21 protein-coding genes are annotated in these 23,714 nt (G+C 59.9%); 13 read left to right on the plus strand and 8 right to left on the minus strand.

The window, feature by feature from the left end; all coding sequences use genetic code 11:
• Positions 1-2 precede the first annotated feature (2 nt).
• The 3 genes from VNZ65_RS01260 to VNZ65_RS01270 are packed head-to-tail and all read right to left on the minus strand — an operon-like array spanning position 3 to position 2,480.
• Positions 3-1,589, minus strand: coding sequence for a cytochrome ubiquinol oxidase subunit I (locus tag VNZ65_RS01260; protein WP_325665269.1), 1,587 nt, complete (start codon positions 1,587-1,589; stop codon positions 3-5).
• Positions 1,586-1,813, minus strand: a complete 228-nt coding sequence (gene cydP, locus VNZ65_RS01265; protein ID WP_325665270.1) for a cytochrome oxidase putative small subunit CydP — start codon at positions 1,811-1,813, stop codon at positions 1,586-1,588. Before cydP ends, VNZ65_RS01260 begins: the two co-directional genes overlap by 4 nt.
• A gap of 7 nt (positions 1,814-1,820) precedes the next feature.
• Entirely contained in the window at positions 1,821-2,480 is a 660-nt protein-coding gene (locus VNZ65_RS01270; protein WP_325665272.1) for a GbsR/MarR family transcriptional regulator, read from the minus strand.
• Positions 2,481-2,782: 302 nt separating this feature from the next.
• Between VNZ65_RS01270 and ppa the strand changes: the two genes are divergently transcribed.
• The gene (gene ppa / locus VNZ65_RS01275) at positions 2,783-3,322 is read left to right on the plus strand and encodes an inorganic diphosphatase (RefSeq protein WP_062114092.1); all 540 of its coding nucleotides are present in this window, start codon (positions 2,783-2,785) and stop codon (positions 3,320-3,322) included.
• A 189-nt stretch (positions 3,323-3,511) separates the two neighbouring features.
• Here the strand turns inward: ppa and VNZ65_RS01280 are convergent, their stop codons facing one another.
• Entirely contained in the window at positions 3,512-4,396 is an 885-nt protein-coding gene (locus VNZ65_RS01280; protein WP_325665277.1) for an EamA family transporter, read from the minus strand.
• A gap of 97 nt (positions 4,397-4,493) precedes the next feature.
• Here VNZ65_RS01280 and VNZ65_RS01285 point away from each other — a divergent pair, with 97 nt between their 5' ends.
• The gene (locus VNZ65_RS01285) at positions 4,494-5,399 is read left to right on the plus strand and encodes a LysR family transcriptional regulator (RefSeq protein ID WP_325665279.1); all 906 of its coding nucleotides are present in this window, start codon (positions 4,494-4,496) and stop codon (positions 5,397-5,399) included.
• Here the strand turns inward: VNZ65_RS01285 and VNZ65_RS01290 are convergent.
• Both VNZ65_RS01290 and VNZ65_RS01295 read right to left on the minus strand, forming a co-directional pair.
• On the minus strand, positions 5,386-6,264 hold the full coding sequence (locus tag VNZ65_RS01290; RefSeq protein ID WP_325665281.1) for an EamA family transporter: 879 nt from the start codon (positions 6,262-6,264) through the stop codon (positions 5,386-5,388). The genes VNZ65_RS01285 and VNZ65_RS01290 overlap by 14 nt on opposite strands.
• A 31-nt stretch (positions 6,265-6,295) precedes the next feature.
• Positions 6,296-7,471: a GNAT family N-acetyltransferase gene (locus VNZ65_RS01295; RefSeq protein ID WP_325665283.1), complete on the minus strand. Its 1,176-nt coding sequence runs from the start codon at positions 7,469-7,471 to the stop codon at positions 6,296-6,298.
• 146 nt (positions 7,472-7,617) lie between these two features.
• Between VNZ65_RS01295 and VNZ65_RS01300 the strand changes: the two genes are divergently transcribed.
• The 5 genes from VNZ65_RS01300 to VNZ65_RS01320 all read left to right on the plus strand — a co-directional run bounded on the left by VNZ65_RS01300 (position 7,618) and on the right by VNZ65_RS01320 (position 14,389).
• Complete coding sequence (locus VNZ65_RS01300) at positions 7,618-9,672, plus strand: NAD(+) synthase (protein ID WP_414649013.1); 2,055 nt, start codon at positions 7,618-7,620, stop codon at positions 9,670-9,672.
• 193 nt (positions 9,673-9,865) lie between these two features.
• Entirely contained in the window at positions 9,866-10,204 is a 339-nt protein-coding gene (locus VNZ65_RS01305) for a P-II family nitrogen regulator (RefSeq protein ID WP_038487829.1), read from the plus strand.
• A gap of 345 nt (positions 10,205-10,549) precedes the next feature.
• Positions 10,550-11,794 carry an SfnB family sulfur acquisition oxidoreductase gene (locus VNZ65_RS01310; protein WP_325665287.1) on the plus strand — a complete coding sequence of 415 codons (1,245 nt, stop codon included), beginning with the start codon at positions 10,550-10,552 and terminating at the stop codon, positions 11,792-11,794.
• 4 nt (positions 11,795-11,798) lie between these two features.
• Positions 11,799-13,007 carry an SfnB family sulfur acquisition oxidoreductase gene (locus tag VNZ65_RS01315; protein WP_325665289.1) on the plus strand — a complete coding sequence of 403 codons (1,209 nt, stop codon included), beginning with the start codon at positions 11,799-11,801 and terminating at the stop codon, positions 13,005-13,007.
• An 8-nt stretch (positions 13,008-13,015) separates the two neighbouring features.
• A complete protein-coding gene (locus tag VNZ65_RS01320; protein ID WP_325665291.1) occupies positions 13,016-14,389 on the plus strand; it encodes an LLM class flavin-dependent oxidoreductase in 1,374 nt (457 codons plus the stop codon).
• Between the two features lie 119 nt (positions 14,390-14,508).
• Here the strand turns inward: VNZ65_RS01320 and VNZ65_RS01325 are convergent, their stop codons facing one another.
• A complete protein-coding gene (locus VNZ65_RS01325; RefSeq protein ID WP_325665293.1) occupies positions 14,509-15,060 on the minus strand; it encodes an NAD(P)H-dependent oxidoreductase in 552 nt (183 codons plus the stop codon).
• A gap of 224 nt (positions 15,061-15,284) precedes the next feature.
• Positions 15,285-15,968 (minus strand): phosphatase PAP2 family protein, encoded by a 684-nt coding sequence (locus VNZ65_RS01330; RefSeq protein WP_325665295.1) that lies wholly within the window; start codon positions 15,966-15,968, stop codon positions 15,285-15,287.
• A 1,173-nt stretch (positions 15,969-17,141) separates the two neighbouring features.
• On the opposite strand from VNZ65_RS01330, the gene epsL reads away from it, so the two are divergent.
• From epsL to epsF, 6 genes are all read left to right on the plus strand, one after another.
• Positions 17,142-18,386, plus strand: a complete 1,245-nt coding sequence (epsL, locus tag VNZ65_RS01335; RefSeq protein WP_325665297.1) for an XrtB/PEP-CTERM-associated polysaccharide biosynthesis outer membrane protein EpsL — start codon at positions 17,142-17,144, stop codon at positions 18,384-18,386.
• Positions 18,387-18,395: 9 nt separating this feature from the next.
• Positions 18,396-19,778: an undecaprenyl-phosphate glucose phosphotransferase gene (locus VNZ65_RS01340; RefSeq protein WP_325665299.1), complete on the plus strand. Its 1,383-nt coding sequence runs from the start codon at positions 18,396-18,398 to the stop codon at positions 19,776-19,778.
• Positions 19,779-19,883: 105 nt separating this feature from the next.
• Positions 19,884-20,393 (plus strand): hypothetical protein, encoded by a 510-nt coding sequence (locus VNZ65_RS01345; protein ID WP_325665301.1) that lies wholly within the window; start codon positions 19,884-19,886, stop codon positions 20,391-20,393.
• A 145-nt stretch (positions 20,394-20,538) separates the two neighbouring features.
• Entirely contained in the window at positions 20,539-21,459 is a 921-nt protein-coding gene (locus VNZ65_RS01350; protein WP_325665451.1) for an EpsD family peptidyl-prolyl cis-trans isomerase, read from the plus strand.
• A 14-nt stretch (positions 21,460-21,473) separates the two neighbouring features.
• Complete coding sequence (gene epsE / locus VNZ65_RS01355) at positions 21,474-22,265, plus strand: polysaccharide export protein EpsE (RefSeq protein WP_325665303.1); 792 nt, start codon at positions 21,474-21,476, stop codon at positions 22,263-22,265.
• A 43-nt stretch (positions 22,266-22,308) separates the two neighbouring features.
• Positions 22,309-23,700, plus strand: coding sequence for a chain length determinant protein EpsF (gene epsF, locus VNZ65_RS01360; protein WP_325665305.1), 1,392 nt, complete (start codon positions 22,309-22,311; stop codon positions 23,698-23,700).
• Positions 23,701-23,714 lie beyond the last annotated feature (14 nt).

Here is a 23,714-nt window from a genome sequence, read left to right on the forward strand (position 1 = left end):
CCTTATGCCTTGGCGGTCGAATCGACGGTTGATGCTTCCAGGCGTTCCCAGTGGTACTTGCCGGTATGCAGGCTGCTCGGTCCGCGGCGGGCGTATTTCACCATCAGTATCATTTCGATGACGAACAGGAAGGTATAGAAGCCGAGGAAGCCGGCCAGGCTGAAGTAGAGGCTGCCAGGCTGCAGGGTCGAGGCCGATAAATGGGTCGGCAGCACGCCGGAGATGGTCCATGGCTGGCGGCCGTACTCGGCCAGCAGCCAGCCCAGTTCGATCGCCACCCACGGCAGCGGGATGCTGTACACCGCCAGGCGCAGCAGCCAGCGCTGCTTGGCCAGCTGCTTGCGGATCAGGAAGTAGAACGAGCAGGAGAAGATGAACAGGAACAGTATGCCGAGGCCGACCATCAGCCGGAACGACCAGAACATCGGTGCGATTTTCGGGAAGGTATCGTTGACCGCCATGCCGATCTGTTCCGGCGTGGCGTCGACCACGTTCGGCGTGTACTTTTTCAGCAGCAGACCGTAGCCGAGATCGTCTTTCAGCTTGTCGAAGGAGGCCACCGCTTCGGGCGACTTGTCGCCGCCTTTCAGGCGGGTCAGGGCGGCGTACGCCAGCATGCCGTTGCGGATGCGTACTTCATGTTCCTTCTTCAGGTCTTGGATGCCGGTGATCTGCTTGTCGGCCGAGCGCGTGCCGATCAGGCCCAGCACATATGGAATCTTGATGGCGTAATCGGTGCGCTGTTCTTTCTCGTTGGGCCAGCCGACCACGGTGATGCCGGCCGGCGCCGGCTCGGTATGCCATTCGGCTTCCATGGCAGCCAGTTTGACCTTGTTGACTTCGCCGGCGGTATAGCCGGACTCGTCGCCGAGCACGATCACCGACAGGGTCGAGGCCAGTCCGAAGCCGGCAGCGATTGCAAACGAGCGCAGGGCGAAGGCGGTGTCGCGGCCGCGCAGCAGGTAAAAGGCAGAGATGCCGAGCACGAACATCGAGGCGGCGACGTAGCCGGCCGACAGGGTGTGCACGAATTTCACCTGCGCCACCGGATTGAAAATGACGTCGACGATGCTGGTCAGCTCCATGCGCATGGTTTCATAGTTGAACTCGGCGCCGACCGGATTGTTCATCCAGCCGTTGGCGATCAGGATCCACAGGGCCGACAGGCTGGAGCCCAGCGCCACCAGGAAAGTGATCAGTAGATGCTGGACGCGCGAAAGGCGGTCCCAGCCGAAGAAGAACAGGCCGACGAAGGTCGATTCGAGGAAGAAGGCCATCATCCCCTCGATCGCCAGCGGCGTGCCGAAGATGTCGCCGACGTAGTGGGAGTAATACGACCAGTTGGTGCCGAACTGGAATTCCAGGGTGATGCCGGTGGCGATGCCCATGGCGAAATTGATGCCGAACAGCTTGCCCCAGAAGCGCGTCATGTCTTTGTAGATCGGGCTGCCGGTCATGACATAGACCGACTCCATGATGACCAGGATCCATGCCAGCCCGAGGGTGAGCGGCACGAACAGGAAATGGAACATCGCGGTCGCAGCGAACTGCAGGCGCGATAGGGCGACGACTTCATCAATAGGAATCATTGGCGGGCCTCAGAAGGGGGTAGGTGGGAAGGGATGGCGGCAGGTTGCGGACTGAGCAGGTGCTGTTCCACCAGGTCAGTCGGCATACGCATTTTTTTTGTTTGCGGTTCGGAGAAAAAAGCTTTCCAGAGCACCGTCAGGAGGGCAATCTTGACCACCAGGATGACGGTGATTTCGACTGCCAGCGGCAAGCGGGTGAGGCGTTTATTCAAGGCGAAAGACATCGGGCGTCTACTCCTTCAACTTAGCGTTCTGGTATACATCGGGATGGTCGGTGCTGCTCTTGGTCTTGCTGCCCGAGCCAGGCATGCGGAACTTGTCGCGTACATCCAGCAGCTTCTTGACCTTGGAACCCATCTTCATCAGCGAAGCCAGGGTTTCCGGCGAAAGGCGCTGCACATCGTCAAACCAGGAACTGGACAGCTCGATCAGATTGTACATTTCGCGCATCCGCTGCTGCGCCTGCTGGTCGGTTTCGTTGGCAGGCGTCTCTAGCAGCGCATCGCGCAACATCGATAAGGTCGGCTCGATTTCGCGGCGCCGGCGCTCTTCCAGCAAGGTCTTGAAAATATCCCAGATATCTTTCGGCGGCTCGAAATACTCGCGGCGATCGCCGGGGTGGTGCAGCAGCTTGACCAGGCGCCACGACTGCAATTCCTTCAGGCCCATGCTGACGTTGGAGCGGGAAAACGTCAGGTATTCGGCAATCTGGTCGGCATTCAAAGGTTGCCCCAGGACATAAAGTAACGCATAAATCTGCCCAACGGTGCGATTGATGCCCCAGCGGCTGCCCATTTCGCCGAAATGCGAGATGAAGCGCTGGGTCAGCGGCGTCAAGGGAGTCAGCGGAGCGCTGGCGGTGCTGGTGTTGCCGGGAGGGATGGTGTGCATGATATTTTGAATTTTCAGTAATTACTGAAATATAAGACAAAACAGGAAGGTTAGCAAGGAGCGTGTTGTGCCGCATCATTTGGCGCGATTAGTGTTTTGTCTGCAACGAAGCAATAGCCAATTGCTGAAAAGATATCGGTCTGGCGCAACATAAGTGGATGTTGCATCGCACGATACGGCTATCAGCCGTTATAATTTCGGGTTAGCAAGGTGCTTTCCGCATGCTGGAGAGTTTGTCCGGCGGCGCCAGACGCCGAAGCACCACATTGTTTTTGAATTTTTATTATTGACGAGAGCACACCATGAGTCTGAATCAAGTATCGGCCGGGCGCGATTTGCCAAACGATTTCAACGTCATCATCGAAATCCCGATGAATGCCGATCCGATCAAATACGAAGTCGACAAGGAATCCGGCGCGATTTTCGTTGACCGCTTCATGGGCACCGCCATGCATTACCCATGCAACTACGGCTATATCCCGCAAACCTTGTCGGAAGACGGCGATCCGGTCGACGTGCTGGTGATCACGCCGTTCCCGCTGTTCCCGGGTGTGGTGGTGCGCTGCCGTCCGGTGGGCGTGCTGAAGATGTCGGACGAAGCCGGCCAGGACGCCAAGCTGCTGGCGGTGCCGGTCGACAAGGTGCTGAGCATCTACACGCACTGGCAAAAGCCGGAAGACATGAATGAACTGCGCCTGAAACAGATCCAGCATTTCTTCGAGCACTACAAGGATCTGGAAAAGGGTAAATGGGTCAAGATCGACGGCTGGTTCGGTCCGGACGAAGCGCGCAAGGAAATCCTTGCGGGCGTCGAGGCCTACAAGAAGTCCATCGCGGCGTAATGCGCCGGAATTGCGGCTTGCCTGGACAGGCCGCGGTTGCTGATGTTGAAAAGCGCACCGTGGTGCGCTTTTTTCATGCCCTGGCAGCTTTCCGTAGGGTGGGCAGATTTTCTGCCCACGCTGAGTTCGTTCCTTGAATGATCGAGGTGGGCACAGCTGCCCACCCTACCGCATCAGCGCGCCGTGTTTTTATGCTTTGGCGGTTTTTAGCAGCAGCACCAGGCGGCCGCCGAACTGGTTCAGCAGCAAGCCGCTCAATACCAGCAGCCCGGCCATGATCTTCCACGGCTGCAGCTCTTCTCCTAGTATCACGGAGGCGCTCAGCATGCCGGCTACCGGCACCAGCAGCGAAAACGGTGCGACGGTGGCCGCTGGATATTTGCGCATCAGGGTTGACCAGATGGCGAAGCCGAGGATGGTGGTCGGATAAGACTGGAACAAGACCGCGCCGGCCGAGGTCCAGCTGAAATGGAGCACCGCGCTTTGCCAGGCGACTGGCCCCTCGAGCAGCAGCGATGCCAGCAACAGCGCCGGCGCTGCCATCAATGAACCCCACACTACCAGCGCCAGCGGATTGACCTTGCCGATCTGCTTGGTGACGATATTGGCTCCGGCCCAGCTCAGCCCGGCCGCTACCACCAGCAGGAAGCCGGCTACCGACGCCGTGCCATCCAGATGCGCGGCGACCACGCCCATGCCGGCGAAGGCGACCAGGGCGCCGAAAATCTGTGCTGCGCGCGCACGCTCACCCAGCATCAGCACCGCCAGCGCTACCGTAAAGAACACTTGCAGCTGCATCACCAGCGACGCCAGGCCCGGCGCGAATCCCAGCTTCATGCCGATGAACAGCAAGGAAAACTGGCCGGCGAACTGCAGACCGCCATAGGCGATCAGCAAACGCCACGGAATCGCGGGGCGCTTGATGAAAAATACCAGCGGCAGCGCTGCAAAAATGAAGCGCAGCGCGCAAAACAGCAGCGGCGGCAAGCCGTGCAGGCCGATCTTGATCGCTACAAAGTTAAGGCCCCAGATCGAGACCGTCAGGATTGCCAGGAAAACGTCGGTGGCTTGCATCGTGGATGACTCCGTGAAAGAAAGATGAGGCCAGTTTATTGTTTCTGTATGATGATTAAACTGAGTTTTATAAAATCATTAGTTCTATATAGAAAATATGATCGATTTGCAAAGAATGGTGGCTTTCGTCGCGGTGGCGGACCACGGCAGCTTTTCCATCGCGGCGGCGCGGCTGCAAGTGTCGAATTCGCATGTCAGCAAACAGGTCAGCGCGCTGGAGCGCGAGCTGCGGGTAAAACTGCTGCAGCGGACTACGCGCAGCCTTAGCCTGACTGAGGCCGGGGAGGTGTTTTACCGGCGCTGCAAGGCGATCTTGTCGGAGGTGGCGGAGGCCGAGCAGGAAGTGTTGCGGCGCCAGGACACGCCGCAGGGCATCTTGCGGGTGACCGCGCCGGCCAATTTCGCCAATGTCTGCCTGCCGGATATCGTCTGCGATTTCATGCAGCAGCATCCTGGGATCGAGTTGGAGCTGACCATGTCCGACCAGTTCTTCGATCTCGCCGAACGCTCGATTGACGTGGCGCTGCGCATCGCCACTACGCCGCCGGAAAATGTCCATGCGCGCATGCTGTACCGGGTCGGCTGGAGCGTGGTCGGCAGCGCCGAGTATTTCGCTGCGAGGCGCTTGCCGCAGACGCTGGCCGAGCTGCCGGCTTACGATTGCCTGGCCGATAACGTGATGTCGGCCAGGGACGTCTGGCAATTTGAGGAGGCGGATGGCAAGCGTCATGAAATCAAGATCACGCCGCACATCAATTGCAATAACAGTGTCTGGCTGCACCAGTGCGTGTTGCGCGGCATGGGCATCGGCTTGCTGCCGGACTACATGACAGGCGCCGACCTGGCGCAGAAGAAGCTGATCCGGCTGCTGCCGCAATATGCGCCGCTGCCGCAGCGCCGCCTGTACGGCATCTATCTGCCGAACCGTTATCTGTCGTCCAAAGTCCGCTTGTTTCTAGATGCCGTCGAACAGGGCTTGGGCCGTATCGCTACGAGCGCCTGAACAACGGCAGCAAGCGCCCGCCGAACTGGTTCAGGGCGAGTCCGCCCAGCACCAGCAGGCCGGCGACGATTTTCCACCACTGCAGCGCTTCACCCAGCAGGATGGCGGCGCTCAGCATGCCCACCAGCGGCACCAGCAGCGAAAACGGCGCCACCGTCGCCGCCGGGTACTTGCGCATGAGGATGGTCCAGATGCCGTAGCCGACGATGGTGTTCGGATAGGACTGGTAAAACACCGCCGCCACCGAGACCCAGCCAAAATGCGCAAAGGCGCTGTGCCAGGCAGCCGGGCCTTCCAGCAGCGCCGACGCCAGCAGCAAGGGCGGCGCCGCCATCAGCGAACCCCAGGCCATCAGCGCCAGCGGGTTGACCTTGCCGATCTTCTTGGTGACGATGTTGGCGCTGGCCCAGCTCAGTCCGGCGCCGATCACCAGCAGGAAGCCGATCACCGTCGCTTGCGCTTCCAGGTGGCTGGCCACCAGCGCGATGCCGGCCAGCGCCACCAGCGCGCCCAGCAATTGCGTCAGCAGCGGCCGCTCGCCCAGCAGCAGCACCGCCAGGCCGATGGTAAAAAATGCCTGCAGCTGGATCACCAGCGACGCCAGGCCCGCGCCTATGCCCAGCTGCATGCCAGAGAACAGCAGCGAGAATTGCAGGGCGAACTGGAACAGGCCGAAGCCGATCAGGTAGCGCCAGGGAATCGCTGGCCGCTTGATGAAAAATACCAGCGGCAGCGCTGCGAAGACAAAGCGCAGCGCCGAAAACAGCAGCGGCGGCAAGCCTGCCAGGCCGATCTTGATGACGACAAAATTCATGCCCCAGATCATGACGGTCAACAAGGCTAGCAAGATGTCGGTCGGTTGCATGGCTGCTCTTAAAGTGGCGTGGGCGAATCGGTCAGGGGGGCGCGGGACGGAAAGGATTGCGGTCGTTCAGTTCATCCATGTAGCTATCGATGCCGTCCGCTTCCTGCTCCAGGAAATTCGCCACCGCATCGGCAAAGCCGGGATGCGCCAGCCAGTGCGCCGACCAGGTTTTTTGCGGCAGGAAGCCGCGCGCCATCTTGTGCTCACCCTGGGCGCCGCCTTCGAAGCAGGCGATCTTTTGCTCGATGCAGAACTCCAGCGGCTGATAGTAAGCGGTTTCAAAATGCAGGCAGGGCACGAATTCCAGGGCGCCCCAGTAACGGCCGTACAGGGTTTGTCCGGTATGGATCAGCAGCGACGAGGCAATCGGCCTGCCGTCGCGTTCGGCCACGATCAGCAGGATGTTGTGCGGCATGCTGGCGCCGATGCGCAGGAAGAAATCCAGGTTGAGGTAAGGCGTGGAACGGTGCTCGGCGTAGGTGCGCGCATAGCAGCGGTTGAAAAACACCCAGTCCGCCTCGGTGGCGTCGCTGCCGCGCACCCGGCGCAGGTGCACGCCGGCCTCGGCCACCTTGCGCCGCTCGGCCACGATGTTCTTGCGTTTCTTGCGTTCCAGCGTGGCGAGGAACTCATCGAAATCGCGGTAGCCGGGATTGAGCCAGTGGAACTGCACGCCGCTGCGCAGCATGAAGCCGGCCTGCTGCAAGGCTTCGGCCTGTTCCGCCGGCGGATACAGGATATGGGTGGAGGAAGTCTGGGTGTCGCGCCGCAGTGACTGCAGCACCTTGACCAGCGCCGCGCGCGCCGTGGCGTCGCGCGCCAGCAGCCGGCCGCCGGTCACCGGGGTGAACGGAATCGCCGACAGCAGCTTGGGATAGTATTCCAGGCCGTTGCGCTGGTAGGCGTCGGCCCAGGCCCAGTCGAACACGTATTCGCCATAGGAATGGTATTTGACGTACAAGGGCAGGGCCGCCGCCAGCTGTCCGGCTTGATTCCACAAGGTGATGTACTGCGGTTGCCAGCCCGCTTTTTCCGAGGCGCTGCCGCTTTCATGCAGAGCGTGCAGGAAGGCGAAGGAGAGGAAGGGATTGGCGTCGGCTTGCAAGGCAAGCAGCTCGTCCCATGCGGCCTGGCCGACTTCGCTCAGCGAAGCGACGATGCGGGTGGCGAACTGGCTGGCGCTCTGCTCTGTTGTTTTATTGATCAAGGACTGGACCGGCCGTGAATGAGAGGAAGGCGGAAACGAAAATAAGCGAGAAGTTTAGCAGCATCGCCACCGCTCTGCCGCGGCATCCTGAGCCGGGCGCATTACATGCGATAATTGAAAGCATCACGCAGAGCGCAGGAAGAATGATGACAACCAACAAATTTCTCAACCTTTACTCCCATGATTTCGCGCGCGTCGCGGTTGCCGTGCCGAATTGCCGGGTGGCGGATCCGGCTTTCAACGCCGCCGAGACGATCAGGCTGGCGCGCCAGGCGCAGCAGCAGGGCGCCTTGCTGGTGGCGTTTCCGGAGCTGGGTTTGTCCGCTTATACCTGCGACGATCTGTTTCACCAGCGCGCCTTGCTGGACGCTTGCGAAGCCGCGCTGGCCGAAGTGGTGGCGGCCTCGGTCGAACTGCCGGTGGTGATGATCGTCGGCCTGCCTTTGCGGGTCGAGCACCAGTTGTTCAATTGCGCGGCCATCGTCGCCGGTGGCCGCATCCAGGGCATCGTGCCGAAGAGCTATCCGCCTAACTACGGCGAGTTTTACGAATTGCGTCAGTTCAGTCCCGCTGAAAACACGGCGGTGCGCGAGATTCCATTGCTGGGAACCAGGGTTCCCTTCGGCGCCGGCTTGCTGTTCGAAGTAGCTAACCTGCCGCTGCTGCGTTTCCATGCCGAGATCTGCGAAGACGTCTGGGTGCCGATTCCGCCATCGTCGTTTGCTGCGCTGGCCGGCGCCAGCGTGCTGGTGAACCTGTCCGCATCCAACGCACTGGTGGGGAAGGCAGCTTATCGTCACCAGCTGGTCGGCCAGCAATCCGCGCGCTGCGTGTCGGCTTATTTGTTTACCTCGGCCGGCAAGGGCGAATCGTCGACCGACCTGGCTTGGGACGGTCAGGCCCTGATTTATGAAAATGGCGAACTGCTGGCGGAATCGGAGCGCTTCCTGGACGCTTCGCATCTCATTTTTGCCGATATCGACCTGGAACGCTTGTCGCGCGAACGCATGCGGCAGACCACTTTCGGGCAGTCGGTGCGGCGCCACGCCGCCGAGGTGGCGAAGTTCGATGTGGTCAGCTTTGAACTGGCGCTGCCGCTGGACCAGGCCTTGCCGCTGGAACGCAAGGTCGAACGTTTCCCCTATGTGCCGGCGGATACCCGGCGGCGCGACGAGCGCTGTACCGAGGTCTACAACATCCAGGTGCAGGCGCTGGTGCAGCGACTTTCCTCCAGCAAGCTGTCCAAGGTAGTGATCGGCGTCTCCGGCGGACTGGATTCGACGCATGCCTTGCTGGTCTGCGCCAAGGCCATGGACCGCTTGAATTTACCGCGCGCGAATATCCTGGCCTACACCATGCCGGGCTTCGCCACCAGCGACCGCACCTTGCAGCAGGCGCGGCAACTGATGCAGGTGGTCGGCAGCACGGCGGCGGAAATCGATATCCGCCCGAGCTGCCTGCAAATGCTGAAGGACCTCGGCCATCCCTATGCCGCCGGCCAGGAACAGTACGACATCACTTTTGAAAATGTGCAGGCCGGCGAGCGCACCAACCACCTGTTCCGGCTGGCCAATTTCCACCATGCCATCGTGATCGGCACCGGCGACCTGAGCGAACTGGCGCTGGGCTGGTGCACCTATGGCGTGGGCGACCACATGTCGCATTACAACGTCAACGCCAGCGTGCCGAAGACTCTGATTTCCCACCTCGTGCGCTGGGTGGCCGATACCGGCGCCATCGGCTATCTCGGTTCCGATGTCCTGCTGAATGTGCTGAATACCGAAATCAGCCCGGAACTGGTGCCGGGCAAGGCTAGCGGCAAACCGGAGCAGATCACGGAAAACGTCATCGGCCCCTACGAATTGCAAGACTTCAATCTGTATTACATACTGCGCTATGGCTTTGCGCCGTCGAAGGTGGCTTTCCTGGCCCACGCGGCCTGGCACGACAAGAGCAAGGGCAGCTGGCCCTACGACAATGATGCGGTGGCCAGGAACCAGTACGACCTGGCAGCCATCAAGCGCAACCTGGGGATTTTCCTCGACCGCTTTTTCCGTACCAGCCAGTTCAAGCGTTCCTGCGTGCCGAACGCGCCCAAGGTCGGCAATGGCGGTTCGCTGTCGCCGCGCGGCGACTGGCGCGCGCCCAGCGACTCGGAAGCGACTGTATGGCTGAATGACTTAGCAAAGATTCCGGACTGAGAGAAGGGCAATTCTCACCCGTGTTGCATATCTCTCCTAAAAACAGAGTTATTGATTGCCGCGTATAGACAAATAGCGTTTTTCATATACTCTAGCAGATTGCGCTTGATCCGGGCGAGGACATGCCGCGGACGACAAGCAGACTGCAACAGATTTATATTTAATGCTTAAATTAATGCCCAAAGGAGTTGCCATGAAGCAAATTACTGCCGTTATCAAACCTTTCAAGCTGGACGAGGTGCGTGAAGCTCTCGCCGAAGTCGGCGTCACCGGCCTGACCGTGACCGAGGTAAAAGGCTTTGGCCGTCAGAAGGGCCACACCGAGCTGTACCGCGGCGCCGAGTATGTTGTCGATTTCCTGCCGAAAGTGAAAGTCGAACTGGTGATCGACGATGCCCTCACCGAACGCGCAGTGGATGCCATCATCAAGGCGGCGCGCACTGGCAAGATCGGCGACGGCAAGATTTTCGTGCGCAATATCGAACAGGTGATCCGCATCCGCACCGGCGAGACTGGCCCGGACGCCGTTTGAGCCGGCCAGATGCATTTTTTGCAGCACACTGAGTTTTGTATTTCCTTCCCTTCAAGTCCTGACTGGTTCTGATATCTGGCCGCGGTCGTTCGATGTACTGGATGACTGGCCGCGGCTCCAGGCACACCGCAGCGCTGCTTTTTTTCCTCCTGAGTCCAACCTCTAGTCCTCCGCAATCGCGTCGTAAGCAGCAAGCAGTCTGCGCCGAGCGCCGGCAAAACAATTTCCGCATACCCTCAAGCGTTTTTCTTATTGGACGCTGGACATGCCTGCAAGCTATCGTTTTCTCTTGGCAACCGAGCGCAATCACAAGTTGCGTTCAAAGCACAACAAGAGAGGTGATTCATGTCGTCTATCGCGACACAAGCAGCAGATGCAAGCCAGGCAGACCTGTTACCCCGGGTTTTGCCGGCGCATCGCATCAGCACCGACCAGGAAGCGCTCGACATCGCGCGCGAACTGGCTGCCGAGTTCCGCCTCGACGCCAGCGTACGCGACAGCCAGCGCCGCCTGCCGTGGGCGGAAATCGAAAAATTCTCCGCCAGCGGACTGGGCGGCATCACGGTGCCGCGCGAGTTCGGCGGCGCCCAGGTTTCCTACCGTACCCTGGCGGAAGTATTCCGCCTGCTATGCGCCGCCGATCCGGCGCTGGGACAGATTCCGCAAAACCATTTCGGCATCCTCGGCGTGGTCGCGCACAGCGCCGACGCCGCGCAAAAGGCGCGCATCTATGGCGACGTCCTGAACGGCCTGCGCATCGGCAATGCCGGACCGGAGCGCGGCACCAAGAACATCCTGGAGATGAAGGCACGCCTCACTGCAACGCCGAACGGCTATCGCCTCAACGGCAAGAAATTCTATTCCACCGGCGCCTTGTTCGCGCACTGGGTGCCGGTCAAGGCGCTGGACGACCAAGGCCAGCCGGTGCTGGTGTTCGTCAAGCGCGGCACGCCCGGCCTGACTATCGTCGACGACTGGTCGGGGTTCGGCCAGCGCACTACCGCCAGCGGCACGGTGCTGCTGGAAAACCTGGCGGTGGCCACGGAAAACGTGCTGCCGCTGCAGAAGCTGGCGGAACAGGCCGGCATCCAGGGACCGGGCTCGCAACTGATACAGGCGGCGATCGACGCCGGCATCGCTGCCGCCGCCATTGAAGACACCATACAATTTGTCCGCAACCGTTCGCGGCCCTGGGCCGATAGCGGAGTGGAGCGGGCCAGCGACGATCCTTACGTCATCCGCGACATCGGCGATCTCAAAATCCGCCTGCATGCGGCGAATGCGCTGCTGGCCAAGGCGGCGCAGGCGCTGGACCAGATTGCCAGCGTGGCGATCGACGCCGATGCCTCAGCGCGGGCCTCGATCGCCGTCGCCAAAGCCAAGGTGCTGACCACCGAGGTTGCCTTGCTGGCCAGCGAGAAATTGTTTGAACTGGCCGGTTCAGCGTCCACCCTGGCGGTACATAACCTGGACCGCCACTGGCGCAATGCCCGCACCCATACCTTGCACGATCCGGTGCGCTGGAAGCTGCACGCCATCGGCAACTATCTGCTGAACGGCATCGCCCCTGCGCGCCATTCCTGGAACTGACATCATGACGACTTCTATCAATGCCGCCGCCGGACCGGTGGTGCGTATCCTCGACGATATCCAGGCGCTGGCCGCCGCGCGCGCACTGGCCGCAGCGTTCACGCGCGAAGCCAGTCTGCGCGATATTGAACGGCGTCTGCCGCTGCCTGAGCTGGAACAGTTTTCCCGTTCCGGCCTGTGGGGCATTTCGGTGCCGCGCGCCTATGGCGGCGCTGGCGTCTCGCACGCCACGCTGGCCGAAGTGATCGCCACGATTGCCGCCGCCGACGGCTCGCTTGGACAGATTCCGCAGAACCATTTCTATGCGGTCGAGATCCTGCGCGTCAACGGTAGCGAAGCGCAGAAGCGCTACTACTTCGAACGCATCCTGGCCGGCGAGCGTTTCGGCAACGCGCTGGCTGAACTCGGCACGCGCACCTCGCAGGAGCGACGTACGCGGCTGAGCAAGGATGGCGACGGTTTCCGCATCAATGGCCGCAAATTCTACGCCACCGGGGCGCTGTACGCGCACCGGATTCCGGTCTCGGTGATTGACGACGACGGCGTCCAGCAACTGGCCATCGTCAAGCGCGACGCCGAGGGCGTCAGCGTGATCGACGACTGGTCCGGCTTCGGCCAGCGCACCACCGGCAGCGGCTCCGTGGTGCTGGAGAATGTCTGGGTCACGGCAGAAGAAGTGCTGCCGTTCCAGAGCGCCTTCGAGCGTCCGACTTCACTGGGGCCGGTGGCGCAGCTGCTGCATGCGGCGATCGACACCGGCATCGCTCGCGCCGCCTTGCATGACGCCGCGGTATTCGTGCGCTCCCGCTCGCGCGCCTGGATCGACAGCAAGGTAGAGCGCGCCATCGACGATCCGCTTACAGTGCGCGAGTTCGGCGACCTGGCGGTGCGGCTGGCCGGCGCGGAAGCATTACTGGAACTGGCCGGCGCGGCGGTCGATGCCGCAGCCTGGGATCCGACCGTGGCTTCGGTGGCGGCAGCCTCGATTGCAGTGGCGGAAGCACGCGTGCTCAGCACTGAAGTATCGCTGGCCGCCGGCAGCAAGCTGTTCGAGCTGGCCGGCACCCAAGCCACCCTGGCCGAGCACAATCTCGACCGTCACTGGCGCAACGCCCGTACTCACACGCTGCACGATCCGGTGCGCTGGAAGTATCACGCGGTCGGCAATTACTACCTCAACGAAAAGAATCCGCCGCGCCACGGCGCCATCTGATTGATCCTATGCCGAAGAAGCAAATCCGCCTGAACGCCTTCAACATGAATTGCGTCGGGCATATCAACCACGGCCTGTGGACGCATCCGCGCGACCGCTCTACCGAATACACCAGCCTGGAATATTGGATCGAGCAGGCCAGGCTGCTGGAACGCGGCAAGTTCGATGGCCTGTTCCTGGCCGATATCGTCGGCGTCTACGACGTCTACCAGGATTCGGCCGAACTGAGCGTGCGTGAATCTGTCCAGCTGCCGGTCAACGATCCTCTGTTGCTGGTCTCTGCCATGGCTGCCGTCACCAAACATCTCGGCTTCGGCGTCACCGTCAACCTGACCTACGAGGCGCCGTATCTGTTCGCGCGCCGCATGTCGACCCTCGATCATCTGACCCGCGGCCGCATCGGCTGGAATATCGTCACCGGCTATCTGGACAGCGCAGCGCGCGCCATGGGGTTGAGCGAACAGCCGGAACACGATGCCCGCTATGAGCGGGCGGAAGAATTCATGCAAGTGCTGTACAAATTGTGGGAAGGTAGTTGGGAAGACGGCGCCGTGCTGCGCGACCGCCAGCGCCGCATCTTCGCCGATCCGGCCAAGGTGCATCGCGTCAGTCATCGCGGCGAACACTATCAAGTGGACGGCTATCATCTCAGCGAGCCATCGCCGCAACGCACACCGGTGCTGTACCAGGCCGGCGCCTCGGACCGCGGCCAGCTGTTTGCCGCCGCCCATGCCGAATGCGTCTTCATCTCCAGCCAGAAACCGGAAGCCGCGCGCAAGCTGGTCAACGACCTGCGTGACCAGGCGCAGCTGGCGGGGCGCCAGCGCGATGACCTGAAAATCTTCATGGGCGTTTCGGTGATTGTCGCGCCGACTGCGGCCGAAGCGCAGGAAAAGTACGCCGAGTACTGCCGCTATGCCAACCCGGAAGCCGGCCTGGCGCATTTCGCCGCCGGCACCGGCTTCGATTTTTCGAAATACGGCATCGACGAAGCCATCAGGCCCGCCGCCAGCAACGCCATCCAGTCCTCCGCCAAGGCGGTGACCGCAGCCGACGCCGGCTGGACCGTGCGCAAACTGCTGGACCAGCTGGCGCTGGGTGGGCGCTACGTCACTATCGTCGGCTCGCCGCAGCAGGTGGCCGACCAGCTGGAAGCCTGGGTCAGGGATGCCGACATCGACGGTTTCAATCTGACGCGCACGGTGGCGCCGGAAAGTTTTGAAGACTTCGTCAATCTGGTGATTCCCGAATTACAGGCGCGCGGCTCTTACAAGCTGGAGTACGAAGAAGGTACGCTGCGCGAGAAACTGTTCGCAGCCGGACAAGCGACTTTGCCCGGCAGGCATCCGGCCGCGAGCTACCGGCAAGTTGCCCGGACCTGATTCAGCGCCGGCGGCGACGCTACCATATATGCGTCACCGCCGAGAAAATACCGCGCATGACAACCACATCGCCACTGGCGTCAACGCCATCGAACTGACGCGCGACGCAGACGAGCCAGTCAGGCGTTGTGTTTCTTTACCCAGGCAACGTAGCAATCCATCCAGTCCTGCAGGAACTTCTTGCTGCCTTCGCCGATATTGCCGGCTTCATCGAACAAGCCATCCTTGGCCTGAATGAAAGCTTCTGGCTGGCCTAGCGTCGGCGCATCCAGGTAGGCAAGGATATTGCGCAGATGCTGTTGCGCAAGAGCCGTTCCCACGGTCCCCACCGAAACGCCAAGAATGCCGGCTGGCTTGCCTTTCCAGGCGCTTTGTCCGTACGGGCGGGAAGCCTGGTCAATCGCATTCTTCAATACACCGGGAATCGAACGGTTGTATTCGGCCGTCACGAACAGCAAGCCCTGCGCGCCGCTGACGGCAGCCTTCAGCCGCTTGACCGGTGCGGCCTGATTGCCGTCGTCGTCCTGGTTGTAATGGGGCAGGTCGTCGATCTGCACTTGCTCGAATACAAAATCCAACGGCGCCAGCCTGGCGATCGCCTCTGCCAGCTTGCGGTTGAAGGAATCACGGCGGAGGCTACCTACAACTACTGCGATTTTGTATTGGCTCATGACGATCTCCGTTAGGTAAAGGTGGAAGTTACTTTATCTGGAAAATGACTTCGTGTCTTTGGGCAACCCCCGTAACGCCTCAGTGTTAGTTAGCGTACAGACCCTGGCAGGATTGGGTCGTATCGTGGCTGCTCTTTCAGCTCTGGGGAGCCTGAAGGCAGGATGCCAGGCGCACATGCATGGAATGCAATGCACAGAGCGGAGTGCCGCTAGTTTGAACGATTTTATCTTGGAAAGTATTTCACGATGCCCTCCAGCAACAAGCGGATGTCCCCGAACAAGGTCCCGATTTCAACGCTGATGACGAACAGGACAGCCTGGAATGCCGCCGGATATTTATCCTGCAGCCGCATGCGGGGCTTGTCATAGAGGGCGATGACGCGGTTGCGGGTGGATATGGCCACGCATGCAATTCCGAGGATGGCGCCGGCGATGATGTCGCTAGGGTAGTGCAAGCCGAGATAGACCCTGGGCAATGCGATGAAAAGAAATACGTACAGGTAGACCAGCCAGCCTGTGCTTCTTGAAATCAGAAAAATCCCTGTGGCCAGACTGAAGAACAAGGCGGCGTGGTCGCTGGGAAAGGAATTCCAGATATACAGGGCCTGGCTTTCCGGCGCCGGCAGGCCGATGTGCTGGTGATAGGAGAGCGCGGCGTCGGCGAAAGGGCGTGGCTGGTAAGGGCCGAGATTGTTCATGATCCTGGCGAGCAGCACGGCCAGCACGCAGCCCAGCAAGGTGGCGATGACGATGCGCCTGCTGTCCGATTTCGGGTCCGTATCCCGGAACCAGAAATACCAGAGCAAGCCAATGATGGGCAGGCCCTTGAACAAGTTGGAGCCGGAAATGTAGTGAACAATCTGATTGAATGGCGCCGAGATGGTGATGAATTGAGATAGCCAATGCATCGTTGCAAGATCCACATAATCGCTCCGCATTATGTCCGCCTTTCTTTGAAAAGTCTCTGTAGTTGTTCGAGTCCATGCCAGGCAAGAGGCTCGGTTTATTGAATATACGATTTATATAATTTCCCATGATTTAATCCGCTGCGCCGATTTGTGTAAAGCATTTTTTTCAGTTTATTTGCTGCTTAGCAGCATGATGTTTTCGATGTCGGTATTTGAAACAAATAATGGCGTTTCAGAAATTCATGTGCATCCATGAATGACGCCCACGGATTTTGTTTTTGATATCGCTTCTCATCCGTCAATATTTTTTTCAATCTGCAGAGAGGTCTTGAAACCCTTGTATTTATTGGTTCTATGACTGTTGTGTGAAAATTTTGTCGGATTGTAAATTTGATGTTTTTATGTATTTTCAATCGATCAACGTAGTTGTTGTCAACGTGAGAACTGACAAAAAGTAAGATGTAACAAATCGTTTCAATGATGAACTAAGGCTTTACAGTAGGGGTCTTTATGTTGTCCTGCAACATGCATCCGCGATGCGATTTTTTTCAGAAATACAGATAGAAATCTGGCGTTCTCAGATCGTAAGAAGCCGACCTTGGTGTCAACTTTATTCAGATTCCAACGTGAGCCGCAACCGGCTTCATGAATATCTTGTTAAGGGAAATATCATGCGAAAAATCGCTCAATGTATTTATGCAAACGCCGTTCGTTCTGGTGCGCCTGCAAGCAATGCGCGAGACGTAAAGCGTTTTCCGAAAATCGATGTCCGCATGTCAAACATCGTACGCAAATGCCTGAACGGCATTTCCTGTTTTTCTTTCCATCCACTCTTGTTTCATCCGATATCACAGTTGCCATTGGCAGTTTGAGTGCAAGCCGTATTGTCGTTTGCCGCATAGCTTCAGCTTTCCGTAACTGATAGCCAGGCCTGAATTTTTCCGCAGCGAGAAGCGGGAAACCGGTTTTTCGAAAAATTCAATATTTGATCGCTAGATGGCTTTCCAGAAAAAGCGAATCAAGTCATAAGCGGAGCATTCCGCCGCGCCATTTAGCCTGGCAAAAAAACATCCATCTCCAGTCAGTTTGGATCGATGTATTTATGACGCAGCTGCTGCGTTAGAGAGGTATGTAATGAACAGGCGTTCAAAACCCTGCGACCAGTTGTACCGAATGCGATGGCGGATCATTTTCCTGCTACCGATTTGTTCCTGCGTCGCCGCCCAGGCCACCGACCTGGTGCCCACCGATATCATGCCTCCCGCCGACATCGTGCAGCCGCCGGCGGATGCGGTTACTCCATATGCCGGCTACAGCGTCGGTTACGACAGCAATCTGCTGAGGCTGCAGAATTCCGCGGCGGCGCAGGCGATGGGACTAGGCAGCGATCTGTCCGATACCACGCAACGCTATCTGTTCGGCCTGGCGGTGGACAAGACGCTCAGCCGCCAGCATCTGACGGCGAACCTGAACGTGACCAAGGTGGACTACGACCACTTCGGTGAACTCGATCATGACGACAAGAACCTGGCGGCGAACTGGAACTGGCATGCGGGCGACCATTTCGAGGGAAACATCGGCGCCAATTATTCGCAGGGGCTGACGCCGTTCATCGATTTCCATCTGCTGGAACGCAATATACGGACCGAGGAAAACGCTTACGCCGACGGTTCCTGGCTGTTCCATCCGAGCTGGCGCGTGCGCGGCGGCCTGACCTACACCAAGCTGAAGTACGACCTGGTATCGCAGCAGCCGCTCGACAATACGCGCAACCAGAGCGAGCTGGGACTGGATTATCTGGCCGCCAGCGGCAGCACCATCGGCCTGCAGCTGCGTCACACGCATGCCGATTTTCCGACCCCTGAGCTGGACAACGGCGTGCTGCTGTTCAACGGCTATAACCAGGATGAGGTCAAAGCCAAGATCGACTGGCTGCTCAGCGGCAAGACGCAGCTGCACTTCCTCGGCGGCTGGGTCAGCCGGACCCAGGATGCGTCCCAGGTCAGGAATTTCAGCGGCATCAACACGCGCCTCTCCGCCGACTGGTCGCCCACCGGCAAGATCCAGCTCACCGTCGCCGGCTGGCGCGAGATCGGCGCGGTGGACGATCTTTCCACCGTCTATTCGCTGAACCACGGCGCCAGCCTGGCCTCGGCCTGGCAGTACTCGGAAAAAGTCCAGCTGGTGGCGCAGTACAAATATCAAAAACGGGATTTCGGCCAGTCGGCCGGATCCGGCACCCTTGGCTCGCTCAATCAAAACGATGTACTGCGCGATACCGCGCTGAGTGTGGTGTACAACCCGACCCAGCGCTGGCGCGTCCAGCTGTCCGGCATCCGCAGCACCCAGACCCTGAAAAGCGGTCCGGGCGGTTTTGTCAGCAACGGCGTGACGCTCAATACGCGCTATGCATTCTAGGGGTGGAAAATGACTGAGAACGACATCCCGCTGGTTTCCTTTTTCAAGCGCTTGCTTGATCCGGCCATCATCCTCGGCTCGCTGTATCTGATCGTGCTGACGCAGAATGAAATATTCACCGGCGATTATCTGCTGCTGATGATCATCGCCTTTTTCATCTCTTCTTTCGTCTATGAGCAGATCGAGCTCTACCGCACCCTGCATATCGGCAAGCAGCTGGCTTACGCCGGTGATATTTTCATGGGCTGGGGAATCACCGTCCTCATCCTGGTCCTGATAGGGCAGGGCACCGGCTTGCGCTACGAGTTTTCCGAGCGCGTGATCCTGGCCTGGTTCGTGCTGGCGCCTTTCGCACTGCTGTTGAGCCGTTTTACGGCATATGTGCTGGCCTTCCATTTTGGCAAGGAATTGAAGAAGCGCTCGGCGATCATCGTCGGTTCCAACAATCCGATCGACGAGGTCCTCAAATGCCTGGCTTCAGGCGGCAATGCCGGCATCGACATGCGCGGCTTTTTCGACGACCGCGATCAGACCAGCCGCCCGGCCGGGATCGACTGCCCGTTTCTTGGGCCGATCGGCGAGGTCGGCGCTTATGTGCGCGCCCACAAGATACGCACCATCTTCATCTGCCTGCCGATGTCGGCGCAGCCGCGGGTGCTGGCGCTGATGGAGGAGTTGCGCGACACCACGGCGTCCGTCTATTTCGTGCCCGACATCTATACCTTCGGCCTGATACAGGCGCGGCTTGATCACATTGCCGGGATTCCGGTGATCGGCATTTGCGAAACCCCTTTCATCGGCTTGCGCGGCGTCTTGAAGCGCGGCAGCGACATCGTCCTGGCGCTGCTGATCCAGATCATGCTGCTGCCGGTCATGCTGGCCATTGCGATAGGCGTCAAGCTTTCTTCGCCAGGGAAGATCATCTTCGCGCAACGCCGCTACGGCTTGAACGGCGAAGAAATCATCGTCTACAAATTCCGCTCGATGACCGTGGCCGAGGATGGCGCGGTCGTCGACCAGGCCAAGAAGAACGATGTGCGGGTGACGCGCTTCGGCGGCTTCCTGCGCCGCACCTCGCTGGACGAATTGCCGCAGTTTTTCAATGTGCTGCAAGGGCGCATGAGCATCGTCGGCCCGCGCCCGCATGCCGTGGCGCATAACGAACAGTATCGCAAGCTGATCACGGGCTACATGCTGCGCCACAAAGTGAAGCCGGGCATTACCGGCTGGGCGCAGGTGAACGGCTTCCGCGGCGAAACCGACACCCTGGACAAGATGCGCTCGCGCATCGAGTTCGATCTGGAATACCTGCGCAACTGGTCGCTGGCGCTGGACCTGTGGATCATCGCCCGCACCGTCAAAGAAGTATTGAAGAAGGACAGCGCTTATTAACTACCTGGCTGATTGCCTGGCGCCTTGCGCTACATGGATGGATCGGACTGCCGTTTTCCCGATCCGGCAGTTGACGAATGAGATGGATTTTTTCAGGAGAAAATCATGCGAAAAATTTTTCTGGCGATGAGCTTGCTGGGGGCTGCCTATTGCAGCCCCCTGATGGCTGCGGCCCCGGTTTTTCAGTTGCACGGGCAAGCCGCGGCAAATACCTCTGCCGTGTATGCCTATCACCCCTTGACCGAGGCCGCCAGTTCAGCTTCCGCGGTTGCTGAGATGGAGACCTCTGAATCCGCCGCAGGAGAGAGGCCGGACGCATTTTCCGCTCAGGCCGGCCGCATCTGGCCGGGAGCCAGCATCGTGCCTGTATCTTTTCCGACCAGCCCCAAGCTGGCCCAGGCTCCCAGGAAAACGGCCGCCGGTATGAATGCTTCGGACGACCTGCTGTTCTATTTCCTCAAAGATTTCAAGGCGAAGCCGCCGCAAAAGCCGGCGCGCTGGGCCATGCTTTTGATCGCGCTCAGCTTCTTGCTGTACCAGGTGCGCCGCCGTCCCATGCGCACCTCCGTCGGTTTTGGTCCAGTCTCACGACTGTCTGGGCAGCATGCAGCTTGATCCCGGCCATCATCGGCGCGGCGGCAGCAACTGTGCCGGCGGGAATTGTTTTGTTAACAGGAGTCGGATCTTGATGTGCTCTGAACGTATCGGCCGCAGGCCCCTGATCAATAACGCATTAGGCGTGAAAGGAATAGGCATCTTGATGCTGCTTACCGCATTCAACTTATCTGGTTGCGGCGATCAGAAAAAGAAAACCGGCCAGGTGGTGGCCAGGATCAATGGCGACGAAATCACCGCACCGCAGCTTGAGGCCGAGCTGCGCTATGCCAGCAGGCTGCAGGACGACGGCACAGCGCCGCCGCAGGCCATGCGCGAGCAAGCCATGGAGGCGCTGGTCGACCGCCAGCTGCTGCTGGATGAAGCCTTGCGCAACAAGATCGACCGCGATCCGGCACTGATACAGATTATCGAGCGCTTCAAGACTCAGGCCATCGTCCAGGCTTACCTGGAATCCAAGGCCGGAAATCCGGAGCAGCCCGGCAAGGCGGAAATCGACAGCTATTTCCAGGACCATCCGGAGATGTTTGCGCATCGCAAGATGTTTGAGGTGGAACAGCTGATCATCGCCGACCAGGATTTCAGCGCAGCGCTGAAAGCCATGATGGATACGTCGAAATCGCTGGCCCAGGTGGCTGCATGGCTGCGCCAGCACGGGATAGGGCACGTGCAAAGGCACTATTCCTACAGCAGCGCGGATCTGCCGGCAGGGGTCGGCAACCGGCTCCAGACGCTGGGCCGGAACCGCCTGTTTGTCATGAAGGACGGCGCACGCGATCTGTTATGCGCCCTGACCGAACTGAGGGACAGCCCGGTGACGCCGGAGGCTGCCGCGCCGCAGATCGAACGCTATCTGACGGACAAGAAGATGCAGGAAATAGCGCTAGCTGAAATCAGCCGTCTGCGCGCGGCGGCCAAGCTTGAATATATAGAGAAGCCCGGGGACAAGTCCGGCATCGACGGCAAGGACTTGCCGGCGCCGGCAATCGCGCCAGGCAGGCAGCAAACCGTGGCGCGCAAGGGTGTGGGAATGTCCGGCGTGACTGCCGGAATAAATAATCAATGAATGGGATGGGCATCATGACAAGACGAATCTACCTGTGTTTGCTGGCGCTGCTGATGGCGTTGTCGATCGGCGCCGCCAATGCGGCCGATACGCCGATCGGCGCCGGCGACGGCTTGAAGATCTCAGTGTTCGGCAATCCCGACCTGAGCCTGGAAACCAAGGTCAGCGACGCCGGCAATATCACGTTTCCGCTGATAGGCGCGGTCAGCATCGGCGGCTTGTCGACGGCGGAAGCCGAGAAAAAAATCTCCAGCATGCTGACCGAGGGCGGCTTCCTGCGCAAGGCGGAAGTCAATGTCACCGTCACCGAACTGCAGAGCCAGCAGGTGTCGATCCTCGGCCAGGTGCTGCATCCGGGCCGCTACGCAATAGCCGGCAAGCGCAGCGTGACCGACATGCTGGCGATGGCGGGCGGCGTCGGACCGGAGGGCGGCGATACCGCTGTGGTGATCCGCACCCGCAACGGCAAAACCAGCAAGCAAGTGGTCAACCTGCAAGAGATGATCCAGGCCGCGGACATGAAATCGAACCTGGACCTGGTCAACGGCGACATGATTTATGTCGACCGTGCGCCGAAGTTCTATATCTACGGCGAAGTACAGCATCCCGGTGGCTACCGGCTGGAACGCAACATGACCATCGACCAGGCGCTGTCGATAGGAGGCGGCCTGACGCCGCGCGGCACCGAGCGCGGCGTGCGCATCAAGCGGCGCGACAGCAATGGCAACGTGCAGATGATAGACGCCAAGCGTGACGAGATATTGCAGACGGACGATGTCGTGTACGTGAAAGAGAGCCTGTTTTGAGCCATGTTTCGTCATTTACAGCTGCTACCAGAGAGGTGCATCCATGACTTTCCCACAGCTTCTAAACATCCTGCGCGCGCGCTACAAGGTGATCCTGCTGACCTTGCTGATCGCCGTGGCGGCGACTGCCGCGGTCAGCTTCGCCTTGCCCCGGATCTATCGGACCTCGGCCACGCTGCTGCTTAACTACAAGGGCACCGACCCGGTGTCCGGCCAGGTGCTGCCGGCGCAACTGGTGTCCGGCTACATCGCTACCCAGGTCGATATCGTCGGCAGCAGGGGTGTAGCCCTGAAGGCGGTCGACATGCTTGGCCTGGCCGACAATCCTCTGACCCAGCAGCGCTTCAGGCAGCTGACAAACGGCAAGGGCTCGATCCGCGAGTGGCTGGCCGATTCACTGCTGAAGATGATCGAAGTCGCGCCATCGCGCGAGAGCAGCATGATAGAGATCACCGCCAAGGGTAGCGACCCGGCATTCGCGGCGCAGGCGGCGAACGGCATGGCGGCGGCTTACCAGCAGCTCAACCTGCAGATCAAGGTCGCGCCTTTGCAGCAGGCCGCCAAGTATTTCACAGAGCAAACCAAGACCTTGCGCGTCGCACTGGAACAAGCCGAAGAGAAAATGTCGCGCTATCAGCAAGAGCATGGCCTGGTCAGCGCCGACAGCCATCAGGATGTCGAAACCGCGCGTTTGAACGAATTGTCCAGCCAGCTGGTGCTGGCGCAAGGGCAGGGGGCAGAAGCGTCGTCGCGCGGCAGCCAGGCCATGGGCCGCGGCGGCCGCGATTCGCCCGACGTGATCTCCAATCCGCTGGTGCAGAATCTGAAAGCCTCGCTGGCGACGGCGGAAGGGAAGTTCGCCTTGCTGTCGCAGAACCTGGACCGCAACCATCCGCAGTACCAGGCCGCCAAGGCGGAGGTCGACCAGTTGCGCTCTGAACTCAACAGCAGCATCGGCGCCGCCAATGCCGGCGCCGCCAACAATGCTCGCATCCAGCGCCAGCGCGAGGGCGAGATCAAGGCTGCGCTGGCGGCGCAAACCGCCAAGGTGCTGCAGCTGAACCGTGCGCGCGATGAATTGTCGGTGCTGGCTAAGGATGTCGAGAGTGCTCAGCATGCCTACGATGCCGCCGCCCAGCGCCTGAACCAGACTGAACTGGAAGGGCAGTCGAACCAGTCCGACGTCTCTGTGCTGAGCCCGGCTACCGTGCCGACCCGTCCTGCCAGTCCCAATATTCCGCTCAACATGGTGCTGTCGCTGCTGTTCGGCAGCATGCTCGGATTGGCCCTGGCGGTGCTGGCGGAATTGGCGAACCGCCGTATCCGGAGCGGCAACGACCTGCTCAATGTGCTGGACGCGCCGGTGCTGGGCACCATCGTCTGGCGCAAGCCGGCACGCAGGATGACATTCCCCCAGCTGTTTTTATCGCAATGATCGCCGGAAAGGTG

It is taken from the genome of Collimonas sp. (genome assembly GCF_035566555.1).
In the GTDB taxonomy this organism is placed as follows: domain Bacteria; phylum Pseudomonadota; class Gammaproteobacteria; order Burkholderiales; family Burkholderiaceae_D; genus Collimonas.